The organism is Leptolyngbya sp. CCNP1308 (assembly GCF_034932455.1).
In the GTDB taxonomy this organism is placed as follows: Bacteria; Cyanobacteriota; Cyanobacteriia; order Phormidesmidales; family Phormidesmidaceae; genus Nodosilinea.
In genome coordinates this window covers 12,849-31,176 of sequence record NZ_JAYGIH010000083.1, presented here as the reverse complement: position 1 = coordinate 31,176, position 18,328 = coordinate 12,849, and the positions used below count along the sequence as shown (strand labels likewise).

13 protein-coding genes are annotated in these 18,328 nt (G+C 57.1%); 1 reads left to right on the top strand and 12 read right to left on the bottom strand.

Annotated features, from left to right (window positions below):
* Positions 1–22: 22 nt before the first annotated feature.
* From VB780_RS24815 to VB780_RS24760, 12 genes are all read right to left on the bottom strand, one after another.
* A complete protein-coding gene (locus tag VB780_RS24815) occupies positions 23–1,165 on the bottom strand; it encodes a sensor domain-containing diguanylate cyclase (protein WP_323353870.1) in 1,143 nt (380 codons plus the stop codon).
* 130 nt (positions 1,166–1,295) lie between these two features.
* Positions 1,296–2,687: a two-component system sensor histidine kinase NtrB gene (locus VB780_RS24810; RefSeq protein ID WP_323353869.1), complete on the bottom strand. Its 1,392-nt coding sequence runs from the start codon at positions 2,685–2,687 to the stop codon at positions 1,296–1,298.
* Between the two features lie 291 nt (positions 2,688–2,978).
* Positions 2,979–4,172, bottom strand: coding sequence for a GIY-YIG nuclease family protein (locus VB780_RS24805; protein ID WP_323353868.1), 1,194 nt, complete (start codon positions 4,170–4,172; stop codon positions 2,979–2,981).
* A complete protein-coding gene (locus VB780_RS24800; RefSeq protein ID WP_323353867.1) occupies positions 4,165–6,258 on the bottom strand; it encodes a DEAD/DEAH box helicase in 2,094 nt (697 codons plus the stop codon). The genes VB780_RS24805 and VB780_RS24800 overlap by 8 nt, the downstream gene beginning before the upstream one ends.
* A gap of 13 nt (positions 6,259–6,271) precedes the next feature.
* Complete coding sequence (locus VB780_RS24795; protein ID WP_323353866.1) at positions 6,272–6,853, bottom strand: Uma2 family endonuclease; 582 nt, start codon at positions 6,851–6,853, stop codon at positions 6,272–6,274.
* 15 nt (positions 6,854–6,868) lie between these two features.
* Entirely contained in the window at positions 6,869–7,054 is a 186-nt protein-coding gene (locus VB780_RS24790; RefSeq protein WP_323353865.1) for an addiction module protein, read from the bottom strand.
* Between the two features lie 41 nt (positions 7,055–7,095).
* The gene (locus VB780_RS24785) at positions 7,096–9,882 is read right to left on the bottom strand and encodes a class I SAM-dependent DNA methyltransferase (RefSeq protein ID WP_323353864.1); all 2,787 of its coding nucleotides are present in this window, start codon (positions 9,880–9,882) and stop codon (positions 7,096–7,098) included.
* A 297-nt stretch (positions 9,883–10,179) separates the two neighbouring features.
* A complete protein-coding gene (locus tag VB780_RS24780; protein WP_323353863.1) occupies positions 10,180–10,791 on the bottom strand; it encodes a Uma2 family endonuclease in 612 nt (203 codons plus the stop codon).
* Between the two features lie 104 nt (positions 10,792–10,895).
* Positions 10,896–11,915 (bottom strand): HAMP domain-containing sensor histidine kinase, encoded by a 1,020-nt coding sequence (locus VB780_RS24775; protein WP_323353862.1) that lies wholly within the window; start codon positions 11,913–11,915, stop codon positions 10,896–10,898.
* Positions 11,902–12,645, bottom strand: a complete 744-nt coding sequence (locus tag VB780_RS24770) for a response regulator transcription factor (RefSeq protein ID WP_323353861.1) — start codon at positions 12,643–12,645, stop codon at positions 11,902–11,904. Before VB780_RS24770 ends, VB780_RS24775 begins: the two co-directional genes overlap by 14 nt.
* A 110-nt stretch (positions 12,646–12,755) precedes the next feature.
* Positions 12,756–13,172, bottom strand: a complete 417-nt coding sequence (locus VB780_RS24765) for a hypothetical protein (RefSeq protein WP_323353860.1) — start codon at positions 13,170–13,172, stop codon at positions 12,756–12,758.
* The gene (locus VB780_RS24760; protein ID WP_323353859.1) at positions 13,169–14,284 is read right to left on the bottom strand and encodes a hypothetical protein; all 1,116 of its coding nucleotides are present in this window, start codon (positions 14,282–14,284) and stop codon (positions 13,169–13,171) included. Before VB780_RS24760 ends, VB780_RS24765 begins: the two co-directional genes overlap by 4 nt.
* A gap of 224 nt (positions 14,285–14,508) precedes the next feature.
* Between VB780_RS24760 and mobF the strand changes: the two genes are divergently transcribed.
* Positions 14,509–17,955: a MobF family relaxase gene (gene mobF, locus VB780_RS24755; RefSeq protein WP_323353858.1), complete on the top strand. Its 3,447-nt coding sequence runs from the start codon at positions 14,509–14,511 to the stop codon at positions 17,953–17,955.
* Positions 17,956–18,328: the final 373 nt, after the last annotated feature.

The following is an 18,328-nucleotide window of genomic DNA, read 5'->3' as shown; positions in this document are numbered from 1 at the left end:
TAGCAGATGCCGTGGAGCCTAGTTAAGCTTTGCTATAGAGCCGGGTGCGGAGGCGATCGCCCTGGCTCTGCAAGTCGATGTCGGCATTATAAAACCGATAACCGCAGTCTTGGGTTTTGGCCTGGTAGAGGGCGATGTCGGCGTAGCGCACCAGGGTTTCGGGGTCGTCGCTGTCTTGGGGAAACAGGGCAATGCCAAAGCTGAGGCTCACTTGCAGGTGGTGGCCGTTGATCACCAGGGGCGGTTTGAGGCTGGCGAGAATGCGCTCGCAGGTTTGAGCCACTGTCGCCGCCGACTCCACAGGGTGCAAAATCAGCGTAAACTCATCGCCGCCCCAGCGGGCAATGGTGTCTTGAGATCGCAGGCAGCCCTTGAGGCGAGTCGCGACCTCTTGCAGCACCGCATCGCCCAAGCTGTGGCCCAGGGTGTCATTGATCAGCTTAAACCGGTCGAGGTCTAAAAACACCACCGCCAGCTGGTCTTGGCGGCGGCGAGCCCGGCTTAGGGCCTGGGGTAGGCGATCGTCAAACAGCGCCCGGTTGGGCAACCCGGTGAGGGCATCGTAAAACGCCTGGCGGTGAATCAGCGCCTCGGTCTGCTTTTGCTGGGTAATATCGCGCAGCAGCCACAGCCAGCGAACCACCGTGCCGTCGTGGCCCGGCATCGCCGCCAGGGTAATTGATACCACCAGCGCCGGGCTGTGGCGAGGGCACAGCTGCACCTGCCAAGTTGAAGGCAGCGGCTCTGCCCCAGCGGCCAGAGCGCCTAGCTGCTGAAGCTTTTGATAAAACTTCTGGCGATCGCTTGGGGCAATAAACGGGGCCAGAGGGCTGTGGAGCAACCCGGACTGGGGCACCTTGCGCAAATCAGCCACGGCCCAGTTGGCAGATTGAATCACCCCCTTGAGATTCAACACTAGATAACCGTCGGGGGCCAGGTTAAACAAATCTTGGTAGCGCTGCCGCTCCTGTTGCAGAGTCTGCTGTGTGTCTAGCAGCGTTTGATTTTGGCGCTGTAGGGCACTGCCCAGCTCTTCTAGCACTCCATACAGCTCGCCAAAGGCCTCGTCAACGATCTCAGGGGGCTGCGACCAGGTCTCTGTGGCCCGCTGACGCAGGTGAGTTACCCGTTGGTATACCGCTCTAATTTGCGGAGACAAATCCATAGTGCACTCGGTGCTGCGAAAGAGTTTTTTGGGTCATATTTGCCCATTCCATGCTTTTCATTAGGCAAGGTTGATGTTAGGCAGGTCTTGACTCAGGCCCAAGTCCGATTAGTCCATGTAGATCGGCCCATTAACTTGTGACTGGTGCTGATATGACCGGGGCTGCAATCGCGGGTAAAAACACCTGAAACTCAGTGCCCACCCCCACCTGGCTCTCTACCCGGATAAAGCCACCATGGTTCTGCACAATTCGAAAGGCGGTGGCCAACCCCAAGCCAGTACCCATGCCTGCTGCCTTGGTGGTGAAAAAGGGATCAAAAATGCGCTTCCTGATTTCAGGGGTAATGCCGCAGCCGGTATCGGCCACGGTAGCCACGCCGTAGCGCCCTGGTAAGGCAGAGGCGGCCAAATGGGGATCGTCCGGGTCAAGCTGGCGAGTCGCAACCGCCACCGACAGAGTGCCGCCTGCGGCCATGGCGTCGCAGGCATTGATGCAGAGATTCATCAGCACCTGATGCACCGGAGTGGCCTCGGCCCTAACCCAGGCCGGGTCGTTATCATCTAGCTCTGACTCTACAGAAATGGTCTGTGGCACCGTGCTGCGAATAATGGTGACCACCTCCGCCAGAGCGTGACTGAGGGCCAGGGGAATGCGCTCGCCCTCAGTACCCCGGACAAACAGCAGCAGTTGATCAATTAGATCAACACTGTGCCGGGCGCTAGATTTCATCATCTTCACTAACGGGTAGGCCAACTCAGCCAGGTCATACTTGGGCAGCAGCAGCAAATCGGTAGCGGTGACCAGTGGGCCAATGGCATTTCTCAAATCGTGGGCTAGCCCGCTGGCCAGGGTGCCCAGGCTGTCTAGCCGCTGGCTGCGCTCTAGGTGAGCGAGGGCTTCGGTCAGCTCGGCGGTGCGGGCCTCAATCTGGTGCTCTAGATTGTTTTGGGCAGTGTGTAGGGCCTGCATCGTTTGTTTTTGCACGCCAATGTCGCGCAGCGACCACAAAATAGCTGCCTTTTGCCCCTGAGTGTTCTTGATCGTCGCGGTGGCAACGGCGACGGTCTTAAAGGGTTTATGCCGTTGGGTAATCATAATTTCCCAATCGTGCAAGCCCTCGGGGTTGGCCAGCCAGGTTTGAAACTGCTGGCGGTCCGCAGGTTCAACAAACACCATCAGCGGCTTGTCGACTAGATTACCTAAGGACACACCAAATAGAGCTGCCGCCGCCAGGTTGGCCTGGTGAATCTTGCCGTGGCAGTCAGTGACTAGGTAGCCGTCGGGGGCCAGCTCAAACAGCGTGCGATAGCGCTGCCGCTCCAGGTCAAGCTGTTGCTGGGTATCGAGCAGGCGCTGGTTTTGCGCTTGCAGGTCTGAGTCGGTCGCTTGTAGCTCTTCTAAGACAAAGTACAGCTCTCGCAGTACGTCGAGCAGATTTGGATCTATGGGCGAGGTGGTGTCTTGCTGGCGCAGCAGCAGGGCGCGTTGGTAAACGGCTTCAATTTGTTGCGAAATGCCCATCTCAGATGAAGCCTCCTAGGCTGGGCCGACCGTCGCCGGAGAAATTAGTCGAAATTAAACATGGGGCGTCTTCAATCGCAGATCTACTTCAATCATGACCGTGCTTTAGAGAGTAGCTCAGACTCAGGGGAAAAAATTATTGGGCGAGCGCCCAAGCTATGAGTTCAACAGTATCTAATTCACCCACCAGCTCCTAGCCCGGTTCAGGGGTGGAAATCCCTTGATCAAAGCTATTCATTCAATCTCCTGATAACAAGGCTTTCAATGGACGAGTTGTGATCATCATCATGGTTACGATCGCACCAGCTTTGCCGCCTCTGGGTCGTATCGGAACTGATCTAGGGTGCCTTCCTTAATTTTTTCGATTGCTTCCTCAATTGTCCCCAGCGGCAAAAGGAACCACTCCCTAGGCTTTACAGGGATGCCGAAGCGGTCTTGCAACCCTACCTCCAACCGGGCGCTGTCAAAAAACTTGTGCAGTAGGGCTTCCAGTTTTGTCCGATTGATATTGGACAGTTTGAACGTAGAGACGACTTCCACCTCCGCGAGTAGATATGTGGGGTCTTTCTTGGCGTTGGCAATGCGCTTTTTGACATCGCCTCCGGTAACGCCGATCTTGTGAATGACCGAGCGATGCTTGGCAATGTAGGGATCGTCGGACTGGCTCCTCAGTACGTAAATGTAGCCAGTGGGCAAGTCGTCCTCGGCTTCAGTGTCTGAAAACAGGGGGCCAAGATCGGGATTGGTGATGCGACGGCTGACCTTGTCTTTGTTTAAGGCCCGCTGGAGAGATCGCAGCAGCAGGTTGCTCTCGGTGCCGTTGTCGTACACCACTCGCAGGCGGGCATCGGGGCGGCCATGGTCGCCGACAAAGATCTCGCCCATATCGGCCACCAGCACCTTTTGTCCATCGAGGATGAACAAGTCGCCCTGGTTGACAGCGGCATTGTCCTGGTATTTCAGGGTTTGCCGTACTCCCGAGTCCAAGTCCTGCTGCACCTGTTTGAAGACGGGTTTGAACTGTTTGAAGTCTGGGCAGGGGGTGCGCTGGGCGATTTCCTCAGCGGCTTTGATTTCCTGGCGCGATCGCACGTAGGTGAGTTGGGTAATGTCGTCGCCTGGGGTGGCGTCAACCCCCAGGGAGGCCAGCAGGGCTTCATCGTCTAGCTCATCGACCTCTGTGGTTAACTGGGCATTGACCGGAGGGGTTAAGAGCCCCTGGGAGTCGAGCGGTGCAAGGATGGTACGGCATTCCTCCGATTCCCGTAGGCGATCCAGGCGCACGGCGTAGAGCCGCTCAAAGATGTCGCGGTCTTCGCCATGCTGAGGCAGGTGGCCCTGCTCGGCCACAAAGCGCTCGAGATCTTCAAACCCGGCAATGATGCGTTCTTCTCTGGGGGTGCGCTGGGCCGTTTGGCTAGGGGCGGTGTCTACGCCCAGTTCAGCCAGCAGATCGGCATCGGCATCGGTGGTGTACTTAACCATCGTTCTCTTCTTTTACCTTGCGTTGCAGGAAGGCCACCCCTTCGGCCATCCGTTTTTCCCATGGGTCGGTGGCTGTGATGGAGGGCAGGCGGCCTTTCTCCTGCTTAAACCGTATCGCCCGTTTGGCCAGTTCTCTCGCCTCGTCCACCGACAGGTTTATCCGCTTGGCGGCGATCACGGCGGCTACTTGCTTCAACCGTTCTTCGCTCATGGTCTTGGCGAGAATAGCATAGGCTTCGCCAAAGGGATTGATGCGATCGATCAGATCCATATCGAGGTCGGTGACGGAGAGGGCGAACCGCTTGATGCCATCAATTAGGGCGGTGTTTCTCGTCGGCTCGGCATCGTCGGCACTGGTGGTGCCGGGATTGGTCTCATAGGTGCCAACCGTTTCACCGACGGCTTGTTTGCCCTGCTGGATTAGGTTGAGGGCGGCGATCGCGTGCTGGCGGACGACTTCTTGGTCTTCCTGTTCTAGCTCTGGAAACTTCTCCTGGACAATTTTGCCCATGCGCACCTGGGTGAGTTCCTCGGGCACCAGCTCGTCATCGAAGAGGCCGCGCTCGATGGTGGGTTTGTCTTGCACAAAGGCGGCTACCAGCTCGGTCAGGTCTTCACGACAGATGCGCTGGGCCTCTGGGCTTTTGGGTTCAACCAACCCACCAATTTCGATTTGGATCTGGCCGGTGTCTGGATTCACCCCCACATTGCCGCCGTCTGGGTCGTAGCCTGCTTCGCCGTAGTCAAAGCCGGGGGTGGCTTCGTTGTCGGGGCGCTTGGGTCTGAACTCAAACCGGGGCGCGAGCACCTGCTCCATGAGTAAGCTGGCGGCGATCGCCTTGAGGGTGTCGTTCACGGCCTCGGTGACCGCCGCTTCGCTGGCGTCGGGTTCGGCGATCAGGTTGGTGAACTTGGCGCGGGTTTTGCCCGGTGCATCGCGGGTGGCCCGACCGATGATCTGCACGATTTCGGTGAGGCTGGAGCGGTAGCCGATGGTGAGGGCGTGTTCGCACCAGATCCAGTCAAAGCCTTCCTTGGCCATGCCCAGGGCGATGATGATATCGACGTGGTCGCGGTTGTTTTTCTGGCTAGAGTCTTTGAGGGCAGTGGCGACCTTGTCCCGTTTGCCGGGGTCGTCGTCTACCAGGTCGGCAATTTTGAGCACGGTGCCATCGGCGGTTTCGACCAGTTGAAAGCCGGTGCTGGGGTCTGTGCCCTGCCAGTCGCCCAGTTCTTCGAGGATGTGCTCGACTTCGCGGATCTTATCTTTGGTGCTCTCGCGGGAGTTGACGTTGGGAATGTGCAGGATGGTTTTCTCGCTGGGGTTGAGCACCTGCATAATTTCGTCGGTGTAGCTACCGGCGTAGAAGTAGTAGCCGATGTCGAGCTGCTTCAGGTATTGGTAGCCGTTGAGCTGTTCGTAGTAGGTGTAGGTGACGGTGTCAAAGCGGGATTCGTCTTCGGGGTGCAGCACGGCTTCGGCATCGCCGCGAAAGTAGGAGCCGGTCATGGCGACGATGTGGGTTTTGTTGCGGGTCATGAACTGCCGAATGTGGTCGCCCAGCCGGTTGTCAGGGTTGCTGGAAACGTGGTGGAACTCGTCTACGGCAATCAGGCGATCGTCGAAGGCTTCAATGCCAAACTTCTCGACGGCAAAGCGGAAGGTGGCATGGGTGCAGACCAGCACCTGGGCCTCACTGGCCAGAAACTTTTGCACGGCGTTGACCTTACCCCCGTTGTCTTCGCCAGGAGCATCGCACAAGTTCCACCGGGGTTCGACCTGCCAATCGGCCCAAAAACCCCACTGGCTAAGGGGTTCATTGTGAAAGCTGGAGCCGATGGATTTTTCGGGCACCACGATAAGGGCTTGCTTGAGGCCCTGGTTTTCTAGCTTGTCTAGGGCGATGAACATCAGCGCTCGGCTTTTGCCCGAGGCCGGGGGCGATTTGATCAGCAGATATTGTTCGCCGCGCTTCAGGTAGGCCCGCTCTTGCATGGGGCGCATCCCCAGGGCGTTGGCTTTGGTGGAGGTGCCATCCTGGGCATAGGTGACGGAAACGGAGGGAACAGAAGGCGGTTTGCTCATGGGTTTCTTTTTGCTAAACGGCGACTTCTGAAAAGTCAATTCCTCGATAAACTTGCTCAATCGGGAACGTTAAATTAACCGATTGCAGTTCCACCATATCTCCAGCCCGAAAGTTGAGGATTTCCCACCGCCCGCCAGGATTTTTCCGGTAGAGATCAATCGCGATGTCTTGGGAACTGACTAACAAATAGTCTTGCAACTGTGGGTTCTGTCGGTAGCGAAAAAACTTGTTTCCTCGGTCATAGGCTTCTGTGCTCTCAGACAGCACTTCAATGATTAAACAAGGATAGGTGATGTATTTTGTGGTGGTTTTATCTCGATTATCACAGCTCACACTAGCATCGGGATAGGTATAGTCGTTAGTTCCTACGATGTTAACTCTGCAATCAGAGTTAAATACGCGACAACCGCCTTCAGGTAAGTGGTTTTCTAGTAAAACGGCACACTTTAAGGCAATGCGACTGTGGTTTTGGGTGCCCCCGCTCATAGCGTAGACTTCACCATTGATATATTCATGGCGACAGGTCTGTTGTTCTTCCCAGTCAAAGTATTCGATGGGAGTTAATTTAGGCGATTTGTCGGAAGCTGAAACCATGTTCTATCCTCCAATTTAAATAGCTTGGACTATGCCGTTATCAATTTCGGTAAGGCGCTGCTGAGCTTTTTGTATGCCTTCTAGTAAGAGGTCTTGATCAAATCGTTCTGCCATACTCTCAATCAATTTTTCGATCAGGATTGTTTTTTCTGCGTCAGGTAAGACAGTGGCTTCAGCGATGATTTGGTCTAGGGATAGCATGTTTTTTCCTCTAAGAAACGGTTCTGATGCTTGTGTTCAGCTTACTTAGGTTTTCTTTTGGTAGATTTCTTTGGTGCGGCCTGGGTCATTTTGGTGTAAAGCTCAAATAGTTTTTCGAGGCGTTCGGTGTCGTTTTTAAACCGGCGACCGATGTAGATGCGCTCTAGGGTTTCGTCGTTGCGCTCGTGGGCGGCGCGAACGAGGGGAAATTCGCTGTCCATGCGCGATGGGTCGTACATATCGGCAATGGTGGCGGGGAAGTAGTGCTCGCGGGCTAGCAGAATTTCTTCGGCGCAGCGGGTGAGGTCGGTTTTGTTTTGTTCGGTGAGCGTGGGGACAGGGAAGGTATTCCAGCCGAGGGTGTTGGAGTAGCGATATCGGGTTTCAAGCTGGCCGCAGACGGTGGCGATCCAGACTAAGTGCAGGCGCGAGGCGATCAGCGCCATGTTCCAGAGTGGCGCATCATAGAGGCCAAATACAAGATTGCTGATGATGGTACCTGAAGGACAATACCCTACAGGTAAATATTCGCGATTCTCTGATGAAACACTTGGTACAATAATCACCGTTTCGGTTCCAGCTTGACGAACTTCACCAAACCTAAACGGAGTGTCAGCTAATTGTTTAGTGGTTGCTCGCTGCGATTGGGAGCGTTGCTGTCTGACAGAATTAAAACGATTATTTAACCATGTGTTCTCAGTTGCTCTTGAGGAATCTGGACTTAACACCCAGATACATCGTCTCTCAGTACCACGAATAAACTCCTGAGAGCCAAGGAAGGGACGGATGTATGACGAATCTACGTTGAACTGGTTTATTGCTTGTTCCGCTTCTAAAGCACCGAGCAGAAGATAGCCACCGTCATTTGGCATATTCCCGAAAGACATTTCTTCTATATCAGATAACGGTGAACCTGATTTCTTAATAACAACATTTGGTGCGGCTGCTAAATAAGCATTGATGTTGTCTGTCTCCTTGAGCGTTACGTTTCCCTTCTCATCAGTAGAAAAGAGTCTACGAACTTTTCCCGCATTAGCTGTAGTTCCAACGATGACTACAGTCACTCCTGCATTATGACTTGCTAGATTTGCCCACTTAAAGCTTGTGTGAGCAAATGTAATTTCTTGCTCCGTGCCAAAAAGTAGAGGCCAAAGATTCTCAACCTGACGACCTTGGCAAATTGAATTGGTTGCCACAAATGCTGCTGTAGAATTGGTGTGCATTCCGTAGCTAGCTGCTTTCATAAACCAGCCTGAGACATAATCAAGAGACCCCCAGGTTCTAGTCAGAGTTTCAAAGATTTCTTTGATGTCGCTTTTTTGCTCAGCGGTTTGCCATTGGCTGCCTTTGTAGGGAGGATTCCCACAGATATAGGTTTCCCCTCCCTCGTTTTCAAAATCAATCTCCGGCTGCTCAAGCGGGGTACTAAACAAATCCTCTGCCACCAACTTTACCCCTGTCCCTGTGGGGGGGCAAATACTCAACCAATCCAGCCGCAATGCATTCCCACAGGTAATCCAGTTATCCGCCTTCAGCGGCAAAAACTCTGCCAGGGCTAGCTGTGGCCCCCGGTACAGCACATCACATTGATATTCCGCAATAATCAACGCTAACCGCGCAATTTCACACGAAAAGTGGCGAATCTCGATACCCCGAAAATTCGTCAGCGGAATCTCAGACCCAAGATCGGGTTCTCCCCGACGGCGGTTAACTTCCGCCTCGATCGCCCGCATCTCCTTATAGGCAATCACCAAAAAATTCCCCGATCCACAGGCCGGGTCAAACACCCGAATCCGCGCCATCCGTTTCCGCAGGTTTAGCAGCTTGCGGGGGTTGTCGCCTGCCTCCTCTAGCTGGGCGCGCAACTCATCCAAAAATAGCGGGTTCAGCACCTTCAGAATGTTCGGCACGCTGGTGTAGTGCATCCCCAGGGCACCGCGCTCCTCATCATCCGCCACCGCCTGAATCATCGAGCCAAAAATGTCGGGGTTGATCTTCGTCCAGTCCAAATTGCCCACATGCAGCAAGTAAGAGCGGGCAATCCGACTAAACCGGGGCACCTCCACACTGCCCGAAAACAGCCCTCCATTCACATAGGGAAAGCCATTGGCCCAATTGCGCACCCCCACCGCTTCTCGCTCATTCAGCGGCGTACTCATGGCCCGAAAAATCTCCGCCAGCACCTCATGGGTATTAGAAGAATCGCCAGCGCTCATCTGGGCCACGGTTTGGGTAAACAGACCCTCACTGTGAAAGATGTTGGTATCTTCGGCAAACAAGCAGAAGATCAGCCGCGCCATGAAGTGGTTCATCTCCTCCCGGCGATCGGCAGTGTCCCAATCAGGGTTCTCCTGGAGCAGCTCGATGTAGAGACGGTTCAGGCGGCCCGTAGCCTTGATGTCAAAGGCATTCTCCCGAATCTGCCGCACCGTCGTAATCCCTGCCAGGGGCAGGAAAAACCCAAAATGGTCATGGAAGTCGGGGTAGTCGCAGACCACCGTCTCCCCATCCACCAGGTTCTCAGCCTCTAAGGCTTTACCATCCGTAGCGAGAATGAACTTAGCCTTTTGCCGTGCCGTCGCTGGACTCTTTCGCAGGGCCGTGAGGGTGGCCGTCACTGCACCCTTAGCACACACCTTCAGGTGAATATTGTTGCGCTGGAGTACCCCATCGGGCAGGTCAGACTGGTTCGAGCTGCCGCTTTTGAGCCGCTTGATGGTGGTTGACTTGTTCCCAAACGCCTCTAGAAAAGCAAAGGGGAACTCCTCCGGGTCAAAGGGGGCTTCAGCCAGCCTAGAGACGGCTTCTTCAATTTCGACTGCATTCATACGCCGACCATCAATCCCTTAGGGACAGCTGCTCCCACCCACGGTAACCTAGCGGGCGATCGGTGCCTAGCTCTGGCCCTGACTAGATTCTGAGGCAGGGATGTACCATCCCCAGAACGTCTGTAGATAAGGGTATGTTGTCTGGCCTTTACAGGTGGGCGATCGCATCCACCTTCTCATCCTCCGACACATCGAGGTATCGATGGAGCGCCGCCATCGACGACCCGCCTAGATCTTGAGTTGCCACAATCCAAAGGAAATAGATTGCCTCAAATCTCATCTTCGCTACTTAAGGGCCTAGATGCCAGCCGCTTCAAAAATCTCAGCTGCCGTCACGGCCAACTCTGGAAACGTCATCGAGAGAATACGCTCGCTCCCACGAAATTGCTGGAGCTGATACTCTCCATTAATCAGGGTGTACACCGAAACCGTTGGTGTCTTGGGCGAGCCAATGTAGCGGATAGCTCCTACCGCCAGGTAATCCACAATCCAGTATTCCAGAATGCCCAGAGCCTCGTACTCAGCCAGCTTATAGAGATAGTCATCGCGCCAGTTGGTCGAGCTAACCTCCACCGCCAGCTGAATCGGTTCCTCTAGAGCTGCATAGGCTTTGGGGTCAGATGCCCAAACGTCTTTATCAATCACGCTGACATCGGGAGTGCGCCCCTGCACCAGGCCATCATCGCGCCGAGTTTTAACCGAGGCAAACCGCGAGACCTTGTAATTCAGCTGCTCGCGCTTGACCTGATCGCGGAAAGCGTCGTAGATAAAATCGGCTACGTCATCATGAGCACGGGTCGCCATCAGCTGAACTCGCTCCCCATTGACCAATTCATAGCGATTGCCATCTTCAGGCGTTGTCTCCAGAAAATCTAGAAAGCTGAGCGGTGGCGCAATGGCTTGAGTCATGGTGACGAAGAGCCCCAGCTAGGTAGCAAGCAACGACATAGAGTGCTTTTAGTGTAGCGCTCGGCGAAATTAGCAAAACCTTTGGATGGTGCGTGAGCCAGGCCCTAAGCTACCGGCAGCGAAAACGAAAACCGGCTCCCCTCTCCCAACTGGCTTTCCACGGCAACAGCACCCCCCTGCAACTCCACCAGGTCTTTCACAATCGTCAGCCCTAAGCCTTTGCCGCCTGGGTTGCACCGCTGCGCCGCCTCAGAGCGCCGGTGCAGCCTAAACACCTCCTGGAGGTCAGCCGCCGCAATCCCCAAGCCGGTATCGACAACCGCCGTCCAAACGAAATTGTGCTGCACCTCAACCTCAACCGCAATGCTGCCCTGGGGCGTGTACAGCACCGCATTCTTCAGCAAGTTCTCCAGAACCTCATAGACCTGGTCAGGATCAGCCCACACCGCAGGCAGGGCGTCAGGACATCGAACCGGAATCGACCGACTACGGGCCTCAGGCAGCGACGACACCAGCTCCACCACCTCACCGATGATGATGGGCAGCGCACACACCTGGCAGCGGGTCGGCAGATAATCATCCATCCGCTTTGAATAGTCTGAGATCGCCTCCGCTAGGCGGTTCACCCGCTCGATCTGCCGCATCTGCTTGCCCAACAGGTGAGGCGTCAATGGCCGAGTCCCCTGGCAGGCTAACTCCAAATCTCCCTTGAGTACCGTCAGGGGCGTGTTGATCTCATGCATCAGCGCCGCCAGCCGCTGTCGCCGCCGCTGCTCCACCGTCTGTAGATTCATCGCCAAGCGGTTAAAGTCAACCGCCAACCGCCGCAACTCCGGCACATCGCTCAGGGGGGCTCGCGCCTCCAGATCACCCGCCATAAATGCCGCCATCGCCTGCCGTAACGCCTTGAGCGGCCTGACAATGATTTCTCCCGACGACAGACTCAGAAAGACGACCATAACGATCCCGGCCAGGCCGACTTCCAATCCTCCCTCCGCCAGCGAGGGATAGATCGCCGTAAGGCTCAGCGCAATCAGCACCCCCAACCCCAACGTCACAATGTGGGAGGTCAGCAGCTGCATCTGCAACGGCGCGGAGCGCCAGGCCTGCCTAATCGATTGCATCTTCAAACTTGTATCCCACCCTTCTCACAGTTTTGACCAACGGGTTCACCCCCTCCGGCACCCGCAGTTTCGAGCGGAGTACCTTCCGCAATCGCTTAATGCAAGAATCGACCGTAGTGTGGTCATCCCCAGAGTGATCGAGCCCCCAGATATCGTCCAATAACTGCGACCTGGGGTAAACGTGCCCCGGTTGCTGGGCCAGTTTCGCCAGCAGGTCAAACTCCACCGCCGATAGCACCAACTCAACCCAGTCATCGTTCAACGATGCCCGGACGCTGCACCGCCGATGGGTCTGGTGCAGCCGCAGAAACTGATGCTGAATCAACGCCGCATCGGCCCCGACCGCGTGGTCTGCATGGCGTAACTCACGGCGCAGCAGCCCCCGCAGCCGCAGGATTAACATGTCAGGGCTAAAGGGCTTAGTCATGTAGTCATCGGCCCCGGTAGCACGGCCCAAAAATTCATCGGTCTGCCCCCGCCGCGCCGTCAGCATCAAGATATAGGGGTCTCGCTTCAGCGCCAGCCGCCGGACATGGGTACAGACCTCAATGCCATCCATGCCGGGCAGCATCAAATCTAGAACGATGATATCGGGCTCCAGCTGCTGGCAAAGTTCCAGCCCCCGTTCGCCGGTCTCGGCCAGATAGCCGGTGTAGCCCGTCGCATGAATGCAGGCCTGAATGGTATCGGCCACATCTGCGTCATCTTCAATGATTAGTACAACCGTCATGGCAATCGTCAAAGCAATGGACAGTCAGCACCGCTGGTACCAGCGGTGCCCTACCTAGCCTAGAGACGGCTAGGTGGCCGAGTTGGTTCTGGTGTCCTCTCAGAACGAGGCTAAAAATCATCCAGGCCCGCCGCCACCAGATCCACATCGACATCAATAAAGGGTGCAGGTTCAGCCTGCACCGGCGACAGCGACTCCGCCGCCCTCGGTGCCGCAGACAGCGGCGTAGACCCAGGAGACTGAGCCGCAACGAGCACCGGCGGCGCTCCAGAGATCGCTAAAAACCGGGTCTGAATCTGTAGACTGCGCAACTGCATGTCCTCCAGCAGGGTTTGAGCCAGGGACTGAAGCTCCGACTGGCTAAGCTCTGGTTCTAACGCCCAAGGCAGGTAAAACACCTTCAGCGCCCTGAGCACCGACTCTCGCAGCGATACCGCTGGGTTAGTTTTCAGATAGGCAAAGAGCCTCCCTGCGTCCGAATCCGCCTCAACATCCAGGCGCAAGATCACCCGCTGCCGATGGCTCATGCCCGCACCTCCTGGAGCGCCCTGGTGTTGTGAGCCCTGGTGGCCAACCACTTCACCCCCGCATAGCAGTCAGCAAAGCGCACCTGGTCAATTTCCGTGGTCACCTCCTGAAGCCGGTACGCCATTTCTTGAGCAAGATCGGGCAGCCAGTTGGGCGTCGCACCCGGCAATGTCGCCAAGTAGTCCGTCAGATGAGGGCGCAAGAGCGTCGATGCGGTACCACCGCCAATCAACACCTCATATTCCGTCAAATCAAGGGCAGCAAAATGCTCACTCAGGTGGTGCCGCACCTGCTCCCAGTAAAAAGCCTCCGCCTCCTGCCTGCGCTGGGCCAGCGGAAACACCTTACCCGGCTGGTCAGGAAACTGCACCGTCTCCTGCTGGGTTAACAGCGCCTGCACCAGGTAGGGATTCTCCGGCTCACAGAGGGTTTGGGCCACCGCTTCAAGGAAAGCGACATAGCCCAACTTTTCAGAATCACTGGGCTTCCCCGTGGGGGGCTTACCCTGGCGAAACACCAAAAAGCTCAAATCTCGATGGCCAATCATCAGTACGACATAGTTTTGGCGACTGGCCTGGTGCTGCTGAGCATGGTGCTGCTGCTTGCGCCAGAGCACCAGACCCGCCGCCTCCGGCAGCACCTTAACGCTATCGATCTGGAGATCGTAGGTCTGTCCGCGATAGAGAAAGCGCCCCGTTTCTTGCAGTCGCTGGGTTAACTCCTCAGCCTCGGATAGATACTCCTCAAAGGGCAGAGCGATGCCGATATCCAGATGCAGAGTTTTCAGGTGATGGGTGTGAGCCATTTCCCCCACCGCGCCCAGGCTGCGGAGATGGGCCAGGGTGCTCTTGCGCAGGGTGGCTGTAGATTTATTCGGTCGCCCCTCGGCATCCTCGGCCAGGGCATAGGCCTGATTGTTCCACTGGAGATAGGCTCCAGCCCCTAATCCACCGCCGTACTCCTGGCCCTGGTGACGCAGCACCTCCAGCTCCGAGGGCGGTAAATCCGCCACCTTGGGCGGACAGGCATAGCCGTAGCAGCGGTTGCCATCGGTTAAACAGGCCTTGGTGCCAGACATCCCAAGGTCGATAAAGAGTTGATGGGTAGCCATAGAGGGTTCCTCCAGCGAAATGGGCGATCAGCGTTAGACGCGAGCCCCAGCTGACCAGGCTGGGGCAGAGGCGTCAGACATCGGTGATTGGCGCACAATCTCCCCGACTTTAGACGATGAGATTGGCAGAGCCGGGGCGGCCCGCGCCCCGGCTCTGCCCGGCTTGTCCCTTACGCTGACGGCTATGTCCAGGAGGACTACGCTGTTGAGGGACTTGCAGCCCCATGCTATCGATGTGCTCGGTCTCCGCTGCCCAGGCCGAAACTTACTACGAAAAAGACGACTACTACACCGCAGGCACCGACGCGGCCCGCTCAACTGCCCGGTGGTATGGCCAGGGGGCGAGCACCCTGGGACTCCAGGGTGAAGTCAAGCCAGATGACTTCAAAGCCCTGCTCCACGGCACCGCCCCCAACGGGGAATGTCTCCATGCCCGCGCCATCGATCCCATCCGTCACCGGGCCGCCACCGACTACACCTTTTCAGCCCCCAAGAGTGTCTCCATTGCCGGGTTGGTGCAAGGCGACGAGCGAGTCATTGCAGCCCATAACCAGGCCGTCGATACCGCCTTAAGTGTCTTACAGGAGCGCTTTGCCCAAGCCCGCGTCAGCACCCCCGAAGGACGGCAGCGCGTGGTGACCGGCAACATCGTTGCGGCAGTGTTTCAGCACGACAGCAGCCGCGAACTCGACCCGCAGCTCCACAGCCACTGCGTGGTGATGAACACTACCCAGCTGCCGGATGGAACCTGGCGCAGCCTCAGCAACGAAGAGATTGTGGCCAATCAGATTCTGCTGGGAGAGATCTATCAAAACGAGCTGGCCTACCAGCTGCGGCAGCTGGGCTACGACATCAACCCCCAAGGCAAAGGGCAATTTGAGCTGAATGGCTACAGCCAGACCTTGCTCGGCACCTTCTCAACTCGCACCCGCCAGATCGAAACCTACCTTCAGCAGTGGCAGCAAAGCCTAGACGAAACACAGGGCACCCCGCTCTATGCCAGCCAGAAAAAGCAGGCGACCCTGCGCACCCGCAAACGAAAACAGGCGGTGCCCCGCGAGGTGTTGCTAGCGGCCTGGCAGCAGCAGGTTAATGACCAGAACATCACCCTGCCCGAGGTGCCCCACCAGGAGCGAGATTTATCCAATACTGCCCACCATCAGGCAGACCAGATGGCCCGCGCGGGCACCGCCCACGCCTCAGAACGAGAGTCAGTCTTCCGCCGGGGGAAGGTAGAGCGCTTTGCCCTAGAACATGCCCTCGGTGAAATGCCGTTGGCCACTCTATCCCAGGCGATCTCGGCCCAGGGCGAGCTGCTGTCCGTCGAGGCCACCAAGGACAAGTACACCACCACCGCCGCCCTGCACCGGGAACGAGACACCATTCAGCTCATGCACCAGGGGCAGCACCAGTGGGCACCGATTCTAGGCGAAGACGAACTCCAGGAGCAGTTGCCGCAGTGGCCACCCCTGAGTGCCGGTCAGCAGCGAGCGCTCACCCTGGCCCTGACCAGTAGCGATCAGATGTTGGCCTGGCAGGGCCTGCCAGGCAGCGGCAAGACCTTTGTGTTGCAGGCCTTCAAGCAATCGGCTGAAGCCCTGGGCTTTTCAGTGCGAGGGTTTGCCCCCAGTGCCGAAGCGGCCAACGTACTGGGCAAAGAAGCCAGGCTACCGACCGATACCGTAGCTAGCCTGCTGCACGCTCCCGATTCAGCACCTGGACAGCGAGAAATCTGGGTGATTGACGAGGCCGGGCTGCTCTCCGCCAAAGATGCCCATGGGCTACTGAGCTTGGCCGTGGAGCGACAGGCTCGCGTCATTCTCGTGGGCGATACCCGCCAGCTCTCGGCGGTGGAGGCAGGTAACCCCTTCAAGAGCTTGCAGGCTGGAGGCATTCAAGCCGCCTTTCTCGATGAGTCCCGACGGCAGAAGACGGCGGCACTGAAACAGGCCGTTAACCTGCTGGCCACCGACCAGACGGAAGCCGCCTTTCAAACCCTGGTCGGGGCGGGCTCTATTAAGACGATCCAATCGCCAGAGGCCCGCCTCCAGCAGGTGGCCACCGACTATCTGGCCCTCGACGAGACAGAGCGCGACAAAACCCTGCTGCTTGCCGGAACCAACCAAGAGCGCCTGGCCCTCACCGCCCTGATTCGCTCAGGACTTCAGACCCAGGGCCAGTTAGGAGCCGACGGCTTTACCCTGGCCTCGCTACGACGAAAAGACATGACCCAGGCCCAGGCAGGCTATGCCGCCCACTACGCCAGCGGCGACATCGTCATCGTCAACCAGTCCTACAAACGCCAGGGACTGGTGAAGCAACAGCCCTACCAGGTGATCCAGGTGGATGCCCGCCGCAACCGGCTCACCTTGGCCAATGAAGCCGGTCAAACCGTTGAGGTTGACCCAACGGACTGTCCCAACAAGACGGTCTACACCCGCCAAGCGATCCCCGTTGCCGTGGGCGATCGCCTGCGCTGGACGCGCAACGACCGGTCGCAAAACCTGCGCAATGGGCAGTCCTTTACCCTGGCCGCCATCGATGCCCAGGGCCAGGCCGAGATTCGCTACTCCGATGGCCGCTGTGATGCTGTGGATCTAACCGGCTTGCAGTATGTCGATTACGGCCTGGTGAGCACCACCTACAGCGCCCAGGGCAAAACCGCCGACCGAGTGATGGCGCTGATGGATGCCACCACCAGCCAGGAGTCATTTTATGTGGCCGTGTCGCGGGCCAAATACCAGCTCTCGCTCTACACCGCCGATCCGGATGACCTGCTGCGCCAGGCGCAGCGATCCTCAGCCAAGGAGAACGTCAGCGACTATATCCCGCTATTTAATTTGGTGACTACCCATGGCCAGACCCAGGAAAGTACCCCCGCCGCCGCCCCCTCAACAGTGGGCAATCGAGATGCCGCCAGGGATCTTGGCAGAGGCGCTGGTGAGCGCGTTGCAGCAGGCTTTGCTACCGCTCCAGCAGCAGATCGCGGGGCTCCAGCAGGACAACGCCCAGCTGCGCTCTCAGATCGAGTCCTTGGTGCGCCACCAGGCCCAATCGGAGCAGGTGCTGAGGCAGCTGACCACCGAACACAGCCACCTCCAGCAGACCTTGAACGCATTGCTCAAGGGGCTAGAGGCTGGCAGCAGCAGCGACAGCTCCAGGCAATTGCAGGCACTCTTATCGGCCTTAGTGACACAGCTGAACGAGTTAAATCAGCGGGTGAGCAGCAATCTCGATGGGCAGGAGCGCTCGCTCGCCTTGCTCATGAACTCGCTCGCAGCCTTGAACGACGACGCCAACAGCGGCAGCAGCGGGAGCAGATCAGCGCCGAGCAGATGATGTGGGCTGAACGCCTGGTGCCGGAGGTGAAAGGCATCCTGACGCTAGCCAAGCAGGCAGGCCAGATGGAGCAAGCCGTGCCTGACACCTGGGTACTCAAGGGCCGACACTACACGCTGTCGTTTTGCCAATCGACCGACACGATCTCCCTGGTCGCCCAGGATGGACGTGGCGAGCTGCTCCGACTTCAGCGACACCAGGGGATTTGGCAACCGCAGCTGGCCCAGGGCATTACGGTAGAAGATGTTGGCCAGATCCAAAAGGCCCATCGGATTCTCCATCAGGCAACGCAGGCCCCCCAGCGCCCCCGCCAGGTCGAGATGGAACGCTAAGGCGAGGTTTTTGTCTGGCTCCCTCTTTCCCAAAAAACGCGATTCTGATGGGGTGATCCAAATAGCTCTGTGACAGTTGCTATCTTAAGTGGCCTAAATGTGGACTATGTTGGCTTGTGCCAGTTTCCTTAACGCCTGATTGCTCCGTTCAGTCATCTCTCTACCATGCCCCCTAATCAGGGGGCTGGATTCAAGACTGGACAAGAGTTTGAGCCTTAATTTCAACAGTGGAGGGGTTGCGGCACGGGCAACTAACCGATCTGCCATCACTGCAATCGCATAGATGCAGAACCCAGATTCTTTAACCTTTGAAGATTGGGATGAGCCAGGCCGCTAAAATAGTAACAAGTAGGGCCGCTTCGAGGCTAATTAG